The 18,778-nt window shown below is 55.1% G+C and carries 18 protein-coding genes and 1 tRNA gene; all 19 read left to right on the top strand.

What is annotated here, in order from left to right:
• The first annotated feature begins 399 nt into the window (after positions 1-399).
• Positions 400-1,038 (top strand): 23S rRNA (uridine(2552)-2'-O)-methyltransferase RlmE, encoded by a 639-nt coding sequence (gene rlmE, locus R2K28_RS15260; protein ID WP_316365702.1) that lies wholly within the window; start codon positions 400-402, stop codon positions 1,036-1,038.
• 175 nt (positions 1,039-1,213) lie between these two features.
• The gene (gene ftsH, locus R2K28_RS15255; protein ID WP_316365699.1) at positions 1,214-3,136 is read left to right on the top strand and encodes an ATP-dependent zinc metalloprotease FtsH; all 1,923 of its coding nucleotides are present in this window, start codon (positions 1,214-1,216) and stop codon (positions 3,134-3,136) included.
• 18 nt (positions 3,137-3,154) lie between these two features.
• Entirely contained in the window at positions 3,155-3,985 is an 831-nt protein-coding gene (gene folP, locus R2K28_RS15250) for a dihydropteroate synthase (protein ID WP_442871446.1), read from the top strand.
• A 17-nt stretch (positions 3,986-4,002) separates the two neighbouring features.
• On the top strand, positions 4,003-5,346 hold the full coding sequence (glmM, locus tag R2K28_RS15245; protein WP_316365696.1) for a phosphoglucosamine mutase: 1,344 nt from the start codon (positions 4,003-4,005) through the stop codon (positions 5,344-5,346).
• 132 nt (positions 5,347-5,478) lie between these two features.
• Positions 5,479-6,231, top strand: coding sequence for a triose-phosphate isomerase (tpiA, locus tag R2K28_RS15240; RefSeq protein ID WP_316365693.1), 753 nt, complete (start codon positions 5,479-5,481; stop codon positions 6,229-6,231).
• Positions 6,232-6,263: 32 nt separating this feature from the next.
• The gene (gene secG, locus R2K28_RS15235) at positions 6,264-6,737 is read left to right on the top strand and encodes a preprotein translocase subunit SecG (RefSeq protein ID WP_316365691.1); all 474 of its coding nucleotides are present in this window, start codon (positions 6,264-6,266) and stop codon (positions 6,735-6,737) included.
• A 21-nt stretch (positions 6,738-6,758) separates the two neighbouring features.
• Positions 6,759-6,843 (top strand) — tRNA-Leu (locus R2K28_RS15230).
• A 203-nt stretch (positions 6,844-7,046) separates the two neighbouring features.
• On the top strand, positions 7,047-7,403 hold the full coding sequence (locus R2K28_RS15225; protein ID WP_316365690.1) for an NADH-quinone oxidoreductase subunit A: 357 nt from the start codon (positions 7,047-7,049) through the stop codon (positions 7,401-7,403).
• 46 nt (positions 7,404-7,449) lie between these two features.
• Positions 7,450-7,926 (top strand): NuoB/complex I 20 kDa subunit family protein, encoded by a 477-nt coding sequence (locus R2K28_RS15220; protein ID WP_116446763.1) that lies wholly within the window; start codon positions 7,450-7,452, stop codon positions 7,924-7,926.
• A gap of 36 nt (positions 7,927-7,962) precedes the next feature.
• On the top strand, positions 7,963-8,658 hold the full coding sequence (locus tag R2K28_RS15215; protein ID WP_316369754.1) for an NADH-quinone oxidoreductase subunit C: 696 nt from the start codon (positions 7,963-7,965) through the stop codon (positions 8,656-8,658).
• Entirely contained in the window at positions 8,651-9,904 is a 1,254-nt protein-coding gene (locus R2K28_RS15210; protein WP_316365687.1) for an NADH-quinone oxidoreductase subunit D, read from the top strand. Before R2K28_RS15215 ends, R2K28_RS15210 begins: the two co-directional genes overlap by 8 nt.
• A gap of 12 nt (positions 9,905-9,916) precedes the next feature.
• Positions 9,917-10,423 carry an NADH-quinone oxidoreductase subunit NuoE gene (gene nuoE, locus R2K28_RS15205; protein WP_116446766.1) on the top strand — a complete coding sequence of 169 codons (507 nt, stop codon included), beginning with the start codon at positions 9,917-9,919 and terminating at the stop codon, positions 10,421-10,423.
• Between the two features lie 5 nt (positions 10,424-10,428).
• Entirely contained in the window at positions 10,429-11,703 is a 1,275-nt protein-coding gene (gene nuoF, locus R2K28_RS15200) for an NADH-quinone oxidoreductase subunit NuoF (protein ID WP_316365685.1), read from the top strand.
• A 25-nt stretch (positions 11,704-11,728) separates the two neighbouring features.
• A complete protein-coding gene (gene nuoG / locus R2K28_RS15195) occupies positions 11,729-14,086 on the top strand; it encodes an NADH-quinone oxidoreductase subunit NuoG (protein WP_316365684.1) in 2,358 nt (785 codons plus the stop codon).
• A 3-nt stretch (positions 14,087-14,089) separates the two neighbouring features.
• Entirely contained in the window at positions 14,090-15,145 is a 1,056-nt protein-coding gene (nuoH, locus tag R2K28_RS15190; RefSeq protein WP_316365682.1) for an NADH-quinone oxidoreductase subunit NuoH, read from the top strand.
• Positions 15,146-15,156: 11 nt separating this feature from the next.
• Positions 15,157-15,645, top strand: a complete 489-nt coding sequence (nuoI, locus tag R2K28_RS15185; RefSeq protein WP_116448869.1) for an NADH-quinone oxidoreductase subunit NuoI — start codon at positions 15,157-15,159, stop codon at positions 15,643-15,645.
• A gap of 39 nt (positions 15,646-15,684) precedes the next feature.
• The gene (locus tag R2K28_RS15180) at positions 15,685-16,287 is read left to right on the top strand and encodes an NADH-quinone oxidoreductase subunit J (protein ID WP_116444784.1); all 603 of its coding nucleotides are present in this window, start codon (positions 15,685-15,687) and stop codon (positions 16,285-16,287) included.
• Positions 16,288-16,294: 7 nt separating this feature from the next.
• Positions 16,295-16,600: an NADH-quinone oxidoreductase subunit NuoK gene (nuoK, locus tag R2K28_RS15175; RefSeq protein ID WP_316365678.1), complete on the top strand. Its 306-nt coding sequence runs from the start codon at positions 16,295-16,297 to the stop codon at positions 16,598-16,600.
• A 188-nt stretch (positions 16,601-16,788) separates the two neighbouring features.
• Entirely contained in the window at positions 16,789-18,777 is a 1,989-nt protein-coding gene (gene nuoL / locus R2K28_RS15170; RefSeq protein WP_116444786.1) for an NADH-quinone oxidoreductase subunit L, read from the top strand.
• The last annotated feature ends 1 nt before the right edge of the window (position 18,778 follow it).

Raw genomic sequence — 18,778 nt, 5'->3', positions numbered from 1 at the left:
TAGGGAATGGGGAGGCGGATTCTATATCTTTTCCCTCTAGAGTGGAACAGAACCGTTTAAAATGGGGAAATAAACCGCGAATGCACGCCAATCACAGCAAATGATCGCGAATATTGTGTAGGGTGCGGCTTGCCGCACCTTCAAATCCAATACACAGATCGTGCTAATGCATAACCGGCTGGTGCGGCGAGCCGCACCCTACGTACTCATTGCCATTGTGTAAGACAAATATAATATTGGCGTATATTTGCGGTGATCTGCGTTCATTTGCGGTTAATTGAATGTGTTTATTGAGAATGGACCCTGTCAGAACTTTCAATCCATGCATTTTCCTATGAAATCGGCGTCAATTATCATCTAATCTGTAGGTTATGCAGTCGCTGAGGGCTCGGCAGTCTCATGAAACGCAGTAAAAGCAGTCGCCAATGGCTGGATCGTCATTTCAAAGACGAATATGTGAAGCAGGCGCAAAAGGCGGGATACCGTTCGCGGGCTGCTTTTAAGTTACTGGAAATTCAGCAAAAAGATAGAATTTTCAAGCCTGGGATGAAGGTCGTGGATCTGGGCGCCGCCCCTGGGGGCTGGTGTCAGGTGGCCAGGGAGCTGGTGGGGGAGAAGGGTCGTATCGTGGCGATGGACATACTCCCGATGGATCCCATAGCCGGTGTGGAATTTATTCAGGGGGATTTTCGTGAGTCGCAACCCCTTGAAGCGCTTGAGAAATGTTTGGATGGAGAGGCTGTGGACCTTGTAATTTCAGATATGGCACCCAATGTAACAGGTGTAACGAGCGTTGATCAGCCAAGGTCCATCTATCTTTGCGAGTTGGCCCACGACTTTGCCCGGGAAGTGCTAAAGCCGGGAGGCTGCTTTGTCGTTAAGGTATTCCAAGGCGAGGGATTTGATGCCTATTTGAAGGCGCTTCGGAGTGATTTTGAGCGGGTGGTAAGCCGTAAACCCAGCTCATCACGGGCAAAAAGCCGTGAGGTCTATCTGGTAGCAGGGAACTTTAAGATGGTGTACCGTACCAACCAGTAAATCCAAAAAATCAGTAATTTGCACAGAAGTTTAAGGTTTTTTCGGGGTATCATTGATGGATTGGCCTGACTGGATGGGGTTAAGCGTACTCCCCCAAAATATTAATGCTGATCTGGGTGAATAGATCCCACAAGATAATGGGATTAATACAAGAGGTTTTTTCATTTTGAACGACATGGCAAAAAATTTGATTCTTTGGGTAGTGATCGCCATTGTTTTGATGACGGTCTTCAATAACTTCTCAACTACCCAGCCGAAGTCCCAGCCGATGAGCTACTCCGAGTTCATCGTGAATGTGAAAGCGGGGCAGGTGAAAGAGGTCGAGTTCAGCGGTAGTGGGAACGATATCACCGGATCGCTCACTTCCGGGCAGCGTTTCTCTACCTACAGCCCGGGTGACGATATGCTGGTTAGCGACCTGCTCAATAGTAATGTTGAGATCAAGGCCAACCCTCCAGAGAAACCCTCCCTCTTGATGAATATCCTGATCAACTGGTTCCCACTGTTCGTACTCATCGGACTATGGATATTCTTCATGCGTCAAATGCAGGGTGGCGGTGCTGGCCGTGGTGCCATGTCATTCGGCAAGAGCAAGGCGCGGATGCTGAGCGAAGACCAGGTCAAGGTGACCTTCAACGACGTGGCCGGTGTCGAAGAGGCGAAGGAAGAGGTCTCTGAGATGGTCGATTTCCTGCGTGACCCCTCCAAGTTTCAGAAACTTGGCGGCAAGATCCCCAAGGGGGTGTTGATGGTCGGTTCCCCCGGAACCGGTAAGACCCTGCTCGCCAAGGCGATCGCCGGTGAGGCCAAGGTTCCCTTCTTCACCATCTCCGGATCTGATTTCGTAGAGATGTTCGTGGGTGTCGGCGCCTCCCGGGTACGCGACATGTTCGAGCAGGCCAAGAAACATGCACCCTGCATTATCTTCATCGACGAGATCGATGCCGTGGGTCGGCATCGTGGCGCGGGACTCGGCGGCGGTCACGATGAGCGTGAGCAGACCCTGAATCAGCTATTGGTGGAGATGGACGGCTTCGAGGGCAATGAAGGGGTTATCGTCATTGCCGCAACCAACCGTCCTGACGTGTTGGATCCCGCACTGCTGCGCCCAGGTCGATTCGATCGCCAGGTGGTGGTGCCCCTGCCCGATGTGCGTGGACGTGAACAGATTCTTAAAGTACATCTGCGCAAAGTAGCCGCATCCGAAGATGTGAAAGCCGGCATTATCGCCCGTGGTACGCCCGGTTTCTCCGGTGCCGATCTGGCCAATCTGGTGAATGAAGCGGCCCTGTTTGCCGCCCGCGCCAACAAGACCCTGGTCGGCATGGAGGAGATGGAGAAGGCGAAAGACAAGATTATGATGGGTACGGAGCGCCGTACCATGGTAATGAGTGAAGATGAGAAGAAGCTGACTGCCTACCATGAGTCTGGTCATGCCATCGTCGGACGCCTGGTGCCATCCCATGACCCTGTCTATAAAGTAAGCATAATACCCCGCGGCAGGGCTTTGGGCGTAACCATGTTTCTCCCTGAGGCCGATCGCTACAGCTACAGCAAGGAGCATCTTGAGAGCCAGATCTCCAGCCTGTTCGGTGGCCGTATCGCCGAGGAGTTGATCTTCGGTATCGACAAGGTCACCACCGGTGCCTCCAACGATATCAAGCGCGCCACTGATCTGGCACGCAACATGGTGACCAAATGGGGATTGTCGGAACGTCTCGGCCCACTGATGTACAGTGAGGAGGAAGAGGAGGTCTTTCTCGGACGCTCGGTAACCCAGCACAAAAATGTATCGGATGATACCGCACATACCATCGACGAGGAGATTCGCAACTTTATAGACCGCAACTATGAGCGTGCGGAGAAGATTCTCAACGATAATATCGAGAAGCTTCATATCATGGCCAAGGCCCTGATAAAGTACGAGACCATCGATACGGAGCAGATCAACGATATCATGGAGGGTAAGACCCCAAGAGCACCCAAGGATTGGGATGAGAGCGATATCGGTTCCGATGATGATACCCGGCCATCCGGTGAGTCCCCCTCTTCGGATGATGTCTCCGGGACCATTGGTGGTCCTGCCGGTCAGCACTGATAAAGCGCATTATCATTGATTCTCGATTGTGCAGGAAAACCACTTGACCTGGGTACCCCCCAGGTCATGGGTATCCTCAACCTGACCCCCGACTCGTTTTCCGATGGTGGGCGTTTCCTGAATCCGGATCTGGGTTTAAAGCATGCCCTGGAAATGGTGCAGGAGGGTGCGACCATCATCGATATCGGTGGAGAGTCGACCCGCCCTGGTGCGCAGCCTGTATCGGTCGAAGAGGAGCTGGACCGTGTCATTCCCATCATTGAAAGGCTTGTACAGGCTGTTCCTGTACCGATCTCGATTGATACCAACAAACCTCTGGTGATGCGTGAGGCAGTCTCTGCCGGTGCCGGTATGATCAATGACATCATGGCCCTGCAGGAACCCGGTGCGCTGGAGGCGGCGGCCGAGGTGGGTGTGCCGGTCTGTATCATGCATATGCAGGGGGAACCGAGAACCATGCAGAATGCACCTCGGTATGAGAATGTGGTGGAAGAGGTGAAAACCTTTCTGCGCCAGCGTCTGGATGCGGGGGAGGCAGCTGGTATTGCGCGTCACAATATGATCGTAGACCCGGGTTTTGGCTTCGGTAAGACACTTGCGCATAATCTTACCTTGTTGAAAGAGCTGCGGGCGTTGCACGAACTCGCAGCCCCGGTTCTGGTTGGGATATCAAGAAAATCGATGATCGGGTCGATAATTGGGGATCAGGCCGTTAACGAGCGACTCATGGGCAGTGTCGCGGCGGCCGTGGTTGCCGTAATGGGAGGCGCCGCGATTATCAGGGTCCACGATGTGCGTGAGACGGTTGATGCCCTCAAAGTGGTGGCAGCGGTCAGATCGGCCACATAGCGAGTGAGGATGATTCAGTGAGTCGGAAATATTTTGGAACAGATGGGGTGCGGGGGCGATTCGGTGAGGGGCCAATTACCCCTGAATTCGTCCTCAAGTTAGGCTGGGCCGTAGGCAAGGTACTGGGTACCGAGGACAAAAGCCGGGTGTTGATCGGAAAAGATACCCGCATCTCAGGCTATCTGCTGGAATCGGCCCTTGAGGCCGGACTGACGGCGGCAGGTGTCAATATCACCCTGTTGGGTCCCATGCCGACCCCGAGTGTTGCCTATCTGACCCGAACATTGCACGCCCAGGCAGGGGTCGTCATCAGTGCCTCCCATAATCCCTATCAGGACAATGGTATCAAGTTCTTCTCCGCCGAGGGCCTCAAACTCCCGGATGAGGTGGAGTCCGCGATCGAGGCACAGATGGAGAAGCCGCTGCTGACGGTAGACTCATCCAACCTGGGCAGAGCAGAGAAGATGGCGGCGGAGGGGCGCTATATAGAATTCTGCAAGAGCACGATTCCCCTGAAGACCCGATTCAAAGGGTTGAAGATCGTGGTCGATTGCGCCAATGGCGCAACATACAACATTGCCCCCTATGTATTCGATGAGATGGGTGCCGATGTAATCGCAATCGGTAACCAACCCAACGGATTCAATATCAATGATGGCGTCGGATCGACCTATCCCGAGTATCTGAAGAAGGCGGTACTGGAGCATGAAGCGGATCTGGGTGTTGCCCTGGATGGTGACGGCGATCGACTGATCATGGTCGATGACCAGGGCCAGGAGGTGGATGGTGATGAAATACTCTATATCATCGCCTGTTCCAGGATGAGACATGGTGTGCTCAAAGGTGCGGTTGTAGGCACCCTGATGAGCAATCTCGGACTGGAACATGCATTGCGGGATCATGGGGTGGTTTTTGAGCGCACCCAAGTGGGTGATCGCTACATCATGGAGCGTCTGACTGAAAAAGGCTGGGTGCTTGGGGGTGAACAATCCGGGCATATCATCTGTTTGGACCGCACCACCACAGGTGACGGGATCATCGCCGCCCTGCAGGTATTGGAAGAGATGTACGCAACCAACAGCAGCTTGCGAGAGTTGTGTGCCGGGATGAGTAAATATCCTCAAAAACTGACGAATATCCATCTTGGCAGCAGAAACCCGCAAGAGATCATGGATTCTGAGCAGGTGAGACGGTCGGTCCGCGAAGCTGAAGTCGAAATGGGCAGCGGTGGGCGCGTCTTACTCCGGCCCTCTGGGACGGAACCGCTGATCCGGGTGATGGTGGAGGGCAGTGACGGGGCACAGGTTGATGACCTGTCAGGCCATATAGCCGCCACGGTGAAGGAGTTGGTCACCAGCTAGGACCGCTTGCAATAGTGCCTACAGGGCCTGGTAAGAATGCGATATTCACCTGGTTTGGTGCCGATTGAGATTGATTTAAATCCCATTGACCGTTAAGCTAGCGCGCTTTCTTTTGATCGCAGGAGTGAAGGCATGCGCAGACCATTGGTTGCCGGAAACTGGAAGATGAACGGTTCACTCGAGAGTGTCCGCAGCTTACTCGATGGCATCAAACAAGGTGTTGATGAGGTCAAGGCTGCGGAAGTGGCGGTTTGTCCGCCTGCTGTCTATATCCCCGAGGTGCAGAAACTGCTTTCAGGCAGCGCTATCGCTTGGGGCGGCCAGGATCTGTCTACAGAGTCCTCCGGCGCATTCACCGGTGAGGTGGCAGCGTCCATGTTCAACGATTTCGACTGCAAGTACGTGATTGTCGGGCACTCTGAACGCCGCACCTACCATGCAGAGAGCGATCAGTTGGTGGCAAAGAAATTTGCGGTGGCGCGGGCAGCGGGATTGATACCCATCCTGTGTATCGGCGAGACCCTGGACGAGCGGGAGGCAGGCACCACCAATGAAGTGGTGGCACGTCAGCTGGATGCGGTTATAGCGCTTGAGGGTGTCGAGGCCTTGGCTGAAGGCGTCATCGCCTACGAGCCGGTCTGGGCCATTGGCACAGGTAAGACCGCAACCCCCGATCAGGCACAGGAGGTGCATGCCTTCATTCGTGCCCGGGTGGCCGAGAAGAGTGGTGAGGTAGCGGAAGCGGTACGAATCCTCTATGGTGGCTCGATGAAACCGGGAAATGCCGCTGAACTGATCGGAAAGCCCGATATCGATGGGGGCTTGATTGGTGGAGCCTCCCTTAAGGCTGAGGATTTCCTGGGTATCTGCACCGCTGCGGATTGAAACAGTGTTAACAGGCACTAGGACTTAAGCAAATGCAAACAATATTGACCGTGTTTCATATCTTCCTGGCCGTTGGCCTGGTGGGATTGATCCTGATACAGCACGGGAAAGGCGCGGATATGGGGGCTGCCTTCGGCAGTGGGGCCTCGGGTACCGTTTTTGGTGCCAAGGGGTCGGCCTCGTTTCTCACCCGGACAACCGCCTTGCTGGCGACAATTTTCTTCGTCACCAGTATGGTGATGGCCTATTTCGCTGCCCAGAGAAACGAACAGGTGGGCGTCATGGAAGTTTTGGATCAGGCCCCGGGAGTTCAGGTGGAAGAGGTCCAACGGAGTGACATCCCACCGGTTCCGGTAGAGAGCGATATTCCTGCAATTGCCCCGGCGGCTGAACCAGCTGAGGCGACGCCTGCGGTAGAAGCAGTGACACCTGCAGCAGAGCCGATGACCTCGGAGGAGGCGGGCAGTGCGACTGCAGAGGAGTCAACGGAGCAGGTCAGGGAGTAGGCCTGGCCAGGACGAGTTTTTGCCGATGTGGTGGAATTGGTAGACACGCTATCTTGAGGGGGTAGTGGCGAAAGCCGTGCCGGTTCAAATCCGGCCATCGGTACCAAAATTCAAGGCAGGACGATGTTTGGTATATAACAAACCAAGTGAATCGGAATACTAAAAAAAAGTATCGTAACTGCATGAATTAATTGAAGTATTTAATTTAGTTTCCACTTGACACGAGAATGTGGCTAAGGATAGACTGCTGACCTTCCCGGATGATTATCTAATTACACAACGACTAAACAACACGGGGGCGGCACTCTGATGCTCGAAAACTACTTACCCATCCTGATTTTTCTCTCAGTAGCCTTCGTGATGGGTGGTGTGGTTATCGGAATCGGTTTTCTATTGGGTACGCGCAAACCCGATGATGAAAAAAACTCTCCCTACGAATGCGGTTTTGAAGCGTTCGAGGATTCGCGCATGAAGTTCGATGTGCGTTACTACCTGGTTGCCATCCTGTTCATCATTTTCGATCTCGAGATCGCCTTTCTCTTCCCCTGGGCCGTGGTTTTGGATCAGATCGGCATGGTCGGATTCATCGCCATGATGATTTTCCTCGCCATTCTTGTTATCGGCTTCATCTACGAATGGAAGAAGGGAGCCTTGGAATGGGAGTAATCGGCCCGGTATCTGGGGTATATTCATCTGCTTCTGGAGGTAGCTAGTGGGAATTGAAGGTATTCTGGAGAAGGGTGTCATCACCACTTCTGCGGATAAGCTGATCAACTGGGCAAGGACCGGTTCGATGTGGCCGATGACGTTCGGCTTGGCTTGCTGCGCAGTGGAGATGATGCATGCCGCTGCCGCACGCTATGACATGGACCGCTTCGGTATCGTTTTCCGTCCCAGTCCCCGCCAATCCGATGTGATGATCGTGGCGGGTACCCTGGTCAATAAAATGGCTCCCGCATTGCGTAAGGTCTACGATCAGATGGCAGAACCACGCTGGGTCATATCCATGGGCTCCTGCGCCAACGGAGGCGGTTACTATCACTACTCCTATTCGGTGGTAAGGGGATGCGATCGGGTGGTCCCGGTCGATGTCTATGTCCCAGGTTGTCCGCCAACCGCCGAGGCACTGCTGTATGGGGTGCTCCAGCTGCAGGACAAGATTCGTCGTACCAGTACCATTGCACGCTAAGGTGGAGATGACATGAGCAGCAGTGCGCAAAACGGGATGCATGATCGTCTTGATCGGCTGGCCGAGGATCTTACCCAAGCGTTCGCAGAGCTAGGCTGCAGTGTGGAACGAAGCTGTGGTGAGGTAACCCTGGTGGTGCCGGTGGAACACCTCAGCGATGTGGCCTTAGGTCTCAAGGATGACCAGCAGTTTGCATTTGAGCAGCTGATCGATGTCTGCGGCGTCGACTACTCTTCCTATGGCCAATCCGAATGGCAGACCGATAGCGCACCCAATAGCGGGTTCGGACGCGGTGTGACGCCACTTGGTGAGTTGGAATCGATGGAGTCGAACCGCTATGCAGCGGTCTATCATCTGCTCTCCGTCAGCCATAACACACGCTTGAGGCTGCGGGTCTTCGTCGATACCGAACAGCCGATCCTGGCCTCGTTGGTGGCTGTGTGGTCAAGCGCAGACTGGTTTGAACGGGAGGCCTTCGATCTTTACGGTATCCTGTTCGAAGGGCATCCCGATCTGCGGCGTATTCTTACCGACTACGGTTTTATCGGGCACCCTTTCCGCAAGGATTTCCCGCTTATCGGCCAGGTTGAGATGCGCTACGATCCAAATCTGCAACGGGTCATCTATGAACCCGTGAGCATCGATCCACGCACCCTGGTGCCGCGGGTGACACGTGATGACAACCGCTATCTCAATGAGGATAGCGCCACCCAGGACGCCAGCGATGCCTGAGATCCATAACTACACCCTGAATTTCGGACCCCAGCATCCGGCGGCCCACGGTGTTCTACGCCTGGTGCTGGAGATGGATGGCGAGGTGATCGAACGCGCCGATCCGCACATCGGGCTGCTGCATCGCGCTACAGAAAAATTGGCCGAGAGCAAACCCTATAACCAGAGCATTCCCTACATGGACCGTCTCGACTATGTGTCGATGATGTGTAACGAACACGGCTATGTCAGGGCGATAGAGAAACTGCTGGGGATAGATGTACCGATCCGTGCGCAATATATCCGCACCTTGTTTGATGAGATCACGCGTATCCTCAATCACCTGATGTGGCTGGGTACCCATGCCCTCGATGTGGGGGCGATGACCGTTTTCCTGTATGCCTTTCGTGAACGTGAGGATCTGCTTGACTGCTATGAAGCAGTATCCGGCGCACGTATGCACGCGGCCTATTATCGGCCTGGTGGCGTCTATCGGGATCTGCCGGAGCAGATGCCCCAGTACCAGGCAAGCCAGTGGGTCACAGGACGCGATGTAGCGGTGCGGAATGAGAAACGGCAGGGCTCATTGCTCGATTTCATCGAAGATTTCAGCAACCGCTTTCCCGGATTGGTCGACGAGTATGAGACCCTGTTGACCGACAATCGCATCTGGAAACAGCGTACTGTCGGCATTGGTGTGGTCTCACCTGAGCGGGCGTTGCAGTTGGGTTTTACCGGTCCCATGATACGCGGTTCAGGGGTGGCTTGGGATCTGCGTAAGAAACAGTCCTATGCGGCCTACGACAAGGTGGATTTCGATATCCCCGTGGGGAAAAACGGCGATTGTTATGATCGTTATCTGGTGCGGATCGAGGAGATGCGTCAATCCAATCGCATCATCAAACAGTGTATCGATTGGTTGCGCGCAAACCCGGGTCCGGTGATGCTGGATGACAACAAGATAGTCGCACCCACCAGGACTGATATGAAAGAGGACATGGAGGGCCTGATCCACCACTTCAAGCTGTTTACCGAGGGCTATTGTCCTCCCGTAGGTGAGGCGTATGCCGCGGTAGAGGCCCCCAAGGGAGAGTTCGGTTGCTACATCATCTCCGATGGCGCCAATAAACCCTACCGGTTGAAGATACGCGCACCGGGATTTCCCCATCTTGCGGCCATGGATGAGATGGTCAAAGGTCACATGCTGGCCGACGTGGTGGCAATTATCGGCACCATGGATGTGGTGTTCGGCGAAATAGATCGTTAAGAAAGAGATTAGATGACGACAACTACTGTAAATGAGAATAGGGAGCTCTTCACCCCGGAAGTCCGGGAGGAGATAGACCGCTGGATAGCCAAATACCCACCGGAGTGGAAACAGTCCGCAGTGATGGGTGCACTGATGATCGTGCAAGAGGAGAACGGTGGTTGGCTCACCACCCCGTTGATGGATCAGGTTGCGATGTATCTGGAGATGCCGCCGATCGCGGTATATGAAGTGGCGACCTTCTACTCCATGTATGAGCTGAAGCCGGTCGGTAAGCATAAAATCTGTGTCTGTACCAATGTCTCCTGTATGACCAATAAATCAGACCTTATTGTGGATCATCTTGAAAAGAAACTAGGCATCGGCTTCGGTGAAGTGACGGAAGACGGCCGCTTTTCACTCAAAGAGGTGGAGTGTCTCGGTGCCTGCGGTGGCGCACCGATGATGCAGATCGGTAGACAATATTATGAAAACCTGACCCCAGAGATCGTGGATGCGATCCTGGAAGGCCTGGAGTAGATCGGATGGCCAACGAAGTCTGTTTACGCACCCTGGATCTCGAACGCCCCTGGCTGCTTGAGCAGTATCAGAGTCGTGGCGGTTACGAGATGCTGAAAAAAATTCTCACTGAAAAGACCGCACCTGATTCGATTATCGAAGAGGTCAAGAAATCGGGATTGCGCGGACGTGGCGGCGCCGGCTTCCCGACCGGACTGAAATGGAGCTTCATCTCCCGCAATGCACCTGGGCAGAAATATGTGGTCTGTAACTCAGACGAGGGTGAACCCGGTACCTTCAAGGATCGGGATATTCTGCGCTATAACCCCCATCAATTGATCGAGGGGATGGTGATTGCCGGCTATGCCATCGGTGCCACCCGTGGCTACAACTATATCCGGGGTGAGTTCTGGGAACCCTACGAGCGCTTTGAACAGGCCCTGGAAGAGGCGCGAAAGGCCGGCTTTTTGGGTAATGATCTGCTCGGATCCGGATTTGACTTCGAACTGCACAGCCATCTCGGCGCGGGTGCCTACATCTGCGGCGAAGAGACGGCCCTGCTGGAGTCCATTGAAGGTAAAAAGGGACAACCCCGCTACAAACCGCCATTTCCGGCCCACTATGGTCTGTATGGCTGCCCCACCATTATCAACAATACCGAAAGCCTGGCATCGATACCGATGATCATGGAAAAGGGGGGTGAGTGGTTCTCCGATATCGGGGTGAAAAACAGCGGCGGTTCCAAACTCTTCTCCATCTCGGGCAACATCAACAATCCGGGTGTATTTGAGATCCCCATGGGTACCCCGTTCTCCGAACTGTTGCAGATGGCGGGGGGTATGAAGGATGGGCGTAAGATCAAGGCGGTCATTCCCGGCGGGTCATCCGCACCGGTGATACCGGGCGAAGAGATGATGCAACTGAACATGGATTACGATTCCATCGCCGGTGCGGGTTCCATGCTCGGCTCCGGTGCCGTCATCGTCCTGGATGACACCAACTGTATGGTCAAGGTCCTTGAGCGCATGTCCTATTTCTACCATGAAGAGTCGTGTGGCCAGTGCACACCCTGCCGGGAAGGTACAGGTTGGCTCTATCGGATTGTACATCGCATCGAAACCGGCCAGGGGCGACAGGAGGATCTGGATCTGCTGGATGATGTGGCGGACAAGATCAGTGGCAAAACCATCTGTGCCCTGGGAGATGCGGCGGCGATGCCGGTACAGGGAATGTTGCGCCATTTTCGACACGAATTTCAGCATCACATCGACCACAAGCGCTGCTTGGTCGGGGTTGGCTGAGGTCTTGAAGAGATAGAACACGAAGATGACAGATTCTACAGTCACCATTGAAGTAGACGGTCAAGCGCTGCAGGCAAAGGCCGGCACCATGCTCATCGAGGTCACCGATGCGGCAGGGATTCGTATACCGCGCTTCTGCTATCACAAGAAACTCTCTATTGCCGCCAACTGCCGGATGTGTCTGGTCGAGGTCGAGAAGGTGCCGAAACCCTTGCCGGCCTGTGCAACCCCTGTTTCAGACGGCATGAAGGTATTTACCCGTTCCCCGAAGGCGCTGGCCGCACAGAAGGGGACCATGGAGTTTCTGCTTATCAACCATCCCCTGGATTGCCCGATCTGCGATCAGGGTGGCGAATGTGAACTGCAGGATGTGGCCATCGGTTATGGCCGGGATGTCTCACGCTATAACGAGGGCAAACGCGTGGTGGCGGATAAGAATATCGGCCCCTTGATTGCCACCGATATGACCCGCTGCATCCACTGTACCCGTTGTGTGAGGTTTGGAGATGAGATCGCGGGCATCCGCGAGATGGGGGCCACCGGGCGCGGTGAGCATATGGTCATAGGCACCTATATCGAGAAGAGCGTCGACTCCGAACTCTCCGGCAATGTCATCGACCTCTGTCCGGTGGGTGCGCTTACCTCCAAACCCTTCCGCTTCAATGCGCGGGCCTGGGAACTGACTCAAGTGGAGGCGGTGGCGCCCCACGACAGCCTGGGTTCGAACCTCAATCTGCACCTGCGTGGCAACCGGGTGATGCGGGTTCATCCCCGGGACAACGAATCGATCAATGAGACCTGGATCTCCGATCGTGACCGCTATAGTTATGAGGGACTCTACAGCAGTGACCGCCTGACCTCGCCGATGATCAAAAAGAGCGGTGAGTGGAAGGAGGTCAGCTGGGAGATGGCCCTGGAGATGGCCGCGGCCAGCCTGGGTGAGATCAACGAGGCCGATCAGATCGGTGCCCTGCTCTCACCGACTGCGACCCTGGAAGAGCTCTATCTGGCACAGAAGCTGATGCGAGGCATGGGCAGCGGCAATATCGACAGCCGCCTGCGCCAAGGGGATTTCCGTCTCGATGCGGACCTCAAACAGGTCAACTGGCTGGGCATGAAGATCAGTGAAGTCGATGCCATCGATGGCGTGCTCGTGGTGGGGGGTAACCTGCGCAAGGAACAGCCGATTCTGGCCCATCGACTGCGCAAGGCCGCACTGGCCGGTGCCGATGTCTTTTTTATATCACCCCAGCAGCTGCAACTGAATTACAACGCCCGGCAATCCATATGCACGCCGGGTGAAATGATCCTGCACTTGGCGGCGGTTGCCAAAGCCGCTGGCGTGAAACAGGGCGGCACAGCTGCTGCATTGCTCGATTCGGCAACTGTGGATGAGTTCGCGAGGATGGCTGCCGAGGCGCTCAAGAACGGGGATAGTACCACCGTGATGCTAGGCGCCATGGCCCGGTCACATCCCGATTTCTCCCTGTTGTATACACTCGCTTCCAGTCTTGCAGAGGCGACCGGCGCCAGGATCTCGATGGTTCCTGAATCCGCCAACAGCGTCGGTGCCCAGCTGGCCGGCGCCGTACCTCACTTGCAGGCAGGCGGCAGAGCGGCGGAGAGTGCCGGCCTGGATGCATCAAACATGCTCAAGCTGCCACGCAGAGGCTATCTGTTGCTGGGTGTTGAACCGGGTATGGATTTTTATAATGGCGCACTCTCTCAAACTGCGCTGCAGAGTGCTGACACGGTGGTTGCCCTGAGCGCATATCGCAGTCCGGAACTTGAAGCCTGCTGCGATATTCTGTTACCGATGGCTATCTTCAGCGAAACTTCCGGCACCTATGTGAATGCCGAGGGTGTCTGGCAACAGGGCAGGGGGGCGGTCCAGCCTCAGGGTGAGGCGCGACCCGGTTGGAAGATACTCCGGGTACTGGGCAATCTACTCAATCAACAGGGCTTCGACTATACCGATCCGAGTGAGATAGGTGATGAACTGCGCGCCCTGTGTGACGGTGTGTCATTGGACAACAAACCTGTTCAGGGTGAGGGGTTGGAGCCGAAGCTTGGCGTGGATGGTCTGCAGCGTGGTGGTGATACCCCACTCTATGCGGCCGATCCGTTGGTGCGGCGTGCCGCAGCACTGCAGCAGACCAAGGATGCCGGAGAGGCGGTGATACGTCTGCATCCGAAAGAGGCCGAGCGTCAGGGATTAGGCTCTACTGAGAATGCTCTGATCAAGCAGAATGGCTACCAGGCAACACTTCCGGTGGCATTGGATGAGTCCATACCCGAAGGTTGTGTGTGGATCTCCACGGGACTGCAAAAGACCGCGATGCTCGGTCAACCCTTTGGTGAAGTGACAGTGGAGAAGGCATAACCGATGGAATTCTTTATCAGCCTTTGGGGATCCCTACCCACCGAACTGCAGTATCTGGTCTGGACCATGATCAAGATCATTACCATCGTCCTGCCACTGATGTTGATCGTGGCCTATTACACCTATGCCGAACGCAAGATCATCGGCTACATGCAGGTGCGCGTCGGCCCCAACCGGGTCGGCCCCAAGGGTTGGCTGCAGCCGATTGCGGATGCGGTCAAGCTGATGTTCAAAGAGATCGTGATACCTAGCAAGGCCAACAAGCTGCTGTTCATCATCGCGCCGGCGATAACCCTGGGACCGGCCTTGGCGGCCTGGGCGGTCTTTCCCTTCGATGAAAAGCTGGTGCTGGCCGATATCAATGCGGGACTGCTGTATATCCTGGCACTGACCTCGGTCGGGGTCTATGGCGTGATTATCGCCGGATGGGCCTCAAATTCGAAATATGCCTTTCTCGGTGCAATGAGGTCGGCAGCGCAGATCGTATCCTACGAGATCGCCATGGGCTTCGCTCTGGTGGGGGTATTGGTGGCAGCCGGCAGCCTCAACCTGGGTGATATCGTCAGGGCGCAGGAGGGGGGGTTATTCTCCTGGTTCTGGTTGCCACTATTGCCCCTGTTCGGTGTGTATGTGATATCCGGTGTGGCGGAAACCAATCGTGCCCCCTTCGATGTGGCTGAAGGCGAGTCGGAGATCGTCGCCGGTTTCCATGTGGAATACTCCGGCATGCTGTTCGCGGTCTTCTTCCTGGCTGAATATGCCAACATGATTTTGATCTCGGCCCTGACCGCGATCATGTTCATGGGTGGCTGGCTCTCTCCCTTCCACGGTTGGCCATTACTGGGTCCGCTGTTCGACTGGGTACCGGGCTTTTTCTGGCTGGTGATCAAGACTGCCTTTTTCATGTTTCTGTTTCTCTGGTTCCGTGCCACTTTTCCCCGCTACCGCTATGACCAGATCATGCGCCTGGGGTGGAAAGTGTTCATTCCGATAACCATTGTCTGGATTGCTGTCGTAGGTCTCGCCGTGGTCTATCAAATGCCCTGGTGGTTCGACTGAGGAGCCCTGCTATGAAAGTGCTTTCAAACTATTTTAAGAGCCTTTTCCTGCTGGAGCTGTTTCGTGGCTTGAATGTGACGGGGCGCTATCTGTTCCGTAAAAAGTTCACCGTCATGTACCCTGAGGAGAAGGCGCCGGTCTCCCCCAGATTCCGTGGTCTTCACGCACTGCGGCGCTATCCCAGTGGTGAGGAGCGGTGTATCGCGTGTAAATTATGCGAGGCGACCTGCCCGGCATTGGCCATCACCATAGAGGCGGAGCCGAGGGATGACGGTTCCCGACGCACCACCCGTTACGACATAGATCTGTTCAAGTGCATCTACTGCGGTTACTGCCAGGAGGCTTGTCCGGTGGATGCCATTGTGGAGACCCGCATCTACGAATACCACTTCGAGAATCGCGGCGACAGTATTATGACCAAAGAGAAGCTACTCTCGGTGGGTGATAAGTATGAGGCGCAGATAGCCGCCGATATCGAGGCCCAGGCGAAGTATCGCTGATTGATAGGCAACCTTTGGAATAGATAAGGGAAGCAAATAATGACACTTGAATTGCTGATTTTCTACGCCCTGTCCGCAGTGATCATCGTTGCCGCAACGATGGTGGTGACCCGGCGTAATCCTGTACATTCAGCCCTGTTTTTGATTCTTGCCTTTTTCGCCTGTAGTGGTATCTGGCTGCTCGCGGAAGCGGAGTTTCTCGCCATCGTCCTGGTGTTGGTCTATGTGGGAGCAGTCATGGTGCTGTTTCTCTTCGTCCTGATGATGCTGGATATCGACCTTGCCGTGTTACGTGCCGGATTCATCAAGATGTTGCCGCTGGGTGTGATCATGGCTATCGCAATGGCCGCTGAATTGATCCTCATTGTCGGCCCTGACAATTTCGGCCTGGAGCAGTATGCCGCCCCGGCCAGGCATGCTGCGGATTACAGTAATACGCAAGAGCTCGGTAGCGTACTCTACACCGTCTATATGTACCCATTCGAGATTGCCGCGGTGATCCTGTTGGTCGCCATTATCGCCGCAATCGGCCTGACCATGCGCAAGCGCCCGGATAACAAGTATCTCGATCCGGCCACTCAGGTGGTAATCAAGCGTGACGATCGGGTGCGCATGGTATCCATGGATGCCGAGAAAGGATGACACAGAGATGATTGCACTATCTGATTACCTGATACTCGGCGCCATCCTCTTCGCAATCAGCGTTGCGGGGATCTTCATCAATCGCAAGAACGTGATTATTTTGTTGATGTGCGTGGAGCTGATGCTGCTCGCGGTAAACATCAATTTTGTCGCCTTTTCGCATTTTCTCGGTGACAACGCGGGACAGGTCTTTGTCTTCTTTATCCTGACTGTTGCCGCGGCCGAGGCCGCCATCGGCCTGGCCATCCTGGTGGTGCTGTTCCGCAGCAAGCGCAGCATCAACGTCGAGGATATGGATGTATTGAAAGGGTAAGAATTTATGAGTCCGCAAATGAACGCTAATAAACGCAAATGGTTTTTTGCAGTTCATTTTCGAGCTTGGGGTTAATAGATAACGATTTTGAATATTAGGTACAGCCTGTCGGTGGATGATATGACGGATGCATTAAAGATATTTGCGTTCATTTGCGTTCATTTGCGGACTTATTAAAAGAAACGGTTATGGAAAATATCTATCTGACAATCGTGCTTGCGCCCTTGGTGGGCGCTATCATAGCCGGCTTTTTCGGTGGCGCCATCGGGCGCAGCTGGTCTCACTGGGTGACGAGCAGCGGGGTGGGTATCTCGACCCTGCTCTCCCTGTATGTGCTCAAGGGTTTCATGTTCGACAATGCGCAGGTCTTTAACGGATCCGTCTATACCTGGATGGTAAGTGACGGCATCAACATGGAAGTGGGCTTCCTGGTGGATCAGTTGACCGCGGTGATGATCAGCGTGGTGACCTTCGTCTCCTTCTGTGTGCATATCTATACCATCGGCTATATGGCCGATGATGAACACAACTGGCCCAAAACCAGCCTCGCGGGGCGCAACTCCTATCAGCGCTTCTTCAGCTATATCTCCCTGTTCACCTTCTCCATGCTGATGCTGGTGATGTCCAACAACTTCCTCCAGCTCTTCTTCGGCTGGGAGGCGGTGGGCCTGGTCTCCTATCTGCTGATCGGTTTCTGGTCGGTGCGGCCGACGGCGATCTTCGCCAATCTGAAGGCCTTTTTGGTCAACCGGGTGGGTGACTTCGGCTTCATCCTCGGTATCGCCGCCATCGCTATGTACACCAACAGCCTCGACTACGCCGAGGTGTTTGCCAAGGCGCCGGGACTGGCCGATACCCAGATCCAGATCTGGGGCGACAGCAACTGGTCGCTGATGTCGGTGATCGGCATTCTGCTGTTCATCGGCGCCATGGGTAAGTCGGCCCAGGTGCCATTGCATGTCTGGCTGCCCGACTCCATGGAGGGTCCCACCCCCATCTCCGCCCTGATCCATGCCGCGACCATGGTCACCGCCGGTATCTTCATGGTGGCACGTATGTCGCCCCTGTATGAACTGTCCGAGACGGCCCTTAGCTTCGTCCTGGTGATCGGTGCCACCACCGCCTTCTTCACCGGCCTTATTGGCATCGTGCAGAACGACATCAAGCGGGTGGTGGCCTATTCGACCCTGTCGCAACTCGGCTACATGATGGTCGCCCTGGGCGCCTCGGCCTACGCCGCCGGTATCTTTCATCTGATGACCCACGCCTTCTTCAAGGCGCTGCTGTTCCTGGCCGCCGGTTCGGTGATCATCGGTATGCACCATGATCAGGACATCCGCAACATGGGCGGGGTGCGCAAATATATGCCGGTCACCTACTGGACTTCGTTACTGGGCTCCCTGGCGCTGATCGGTTTTCCCTTCTTTTCCGGTTTCTTCTCCAAGGACGCCATCATCGAGGCGGTGCACCACTCCACCATCGGTGGTTCGACCTATGCCTATGTGCTGGTGCTGGCCGGTGTCTTTGTCACCGCCCTCTACAGTTTCCGCATGTTCTTTCTGGTCTTCCATGGGGAGGGCCCCAGGGACGAGCACGCCAAGGCGCATCTGCACGAATCGCCCAAGGTGGTGACAATACCGCTGATCCTGCTGGCGATTCCCTCGGTGATCCTCGGCTACCTGACCATCGATTCGATGCTGTTTGGCGACTGGTTCAAGGATGTGCTGTATGTCCTGCCCGAGCACGATACCCTGGCGGCCGTACAGGCGGTGGTGCATAGCGGCAATGGCATGCTGGCACATACCTATGCGAGCCCTGCATTCTATCTGGCCATGGCCGGCTTGGGTTTGGCCTTTTACATCTACATGATAAACCCGTCCATCGCCGACAAGGTCAAATCGGTGGCTTCACCGATCTATACCCTGCTGGATAAGAAGTACTGGTTCGACGAGGCCTACCAGGCAGTCTTCGCCGCCGGTAGCCGTGGGCTGGGCAAGTTTCTCTGGTTGGTGGGTGATCGTGGCCTGATCGACGGGCTGGCGGTCAACGGTTCCGCCTACTCGGTGGGTTGGATCGCTTCGGTGGTGCGCCATCTGCAGAGCGGCTACCTCTATCACTACGCCATTGCCATGATTCTGGGTCTGCTGTTGCTGTTGACCTGGTTCGTTTTTATTTAAA

This window comes from Candidatus Thiodiazotropha sp. CDECU1 (assembly GCF_963455295.1).
Taxonomy (GTDB): Bacteria; Pseudomonadota; Gammaproteobacteria; order Chromatiales; family Chromatiaceae; genus Thiodiazotropha.
Note: the sequence above shows the minus strand (reverse complement) of the source record. Positions and strands in the feature narration are given on the sequence as shown.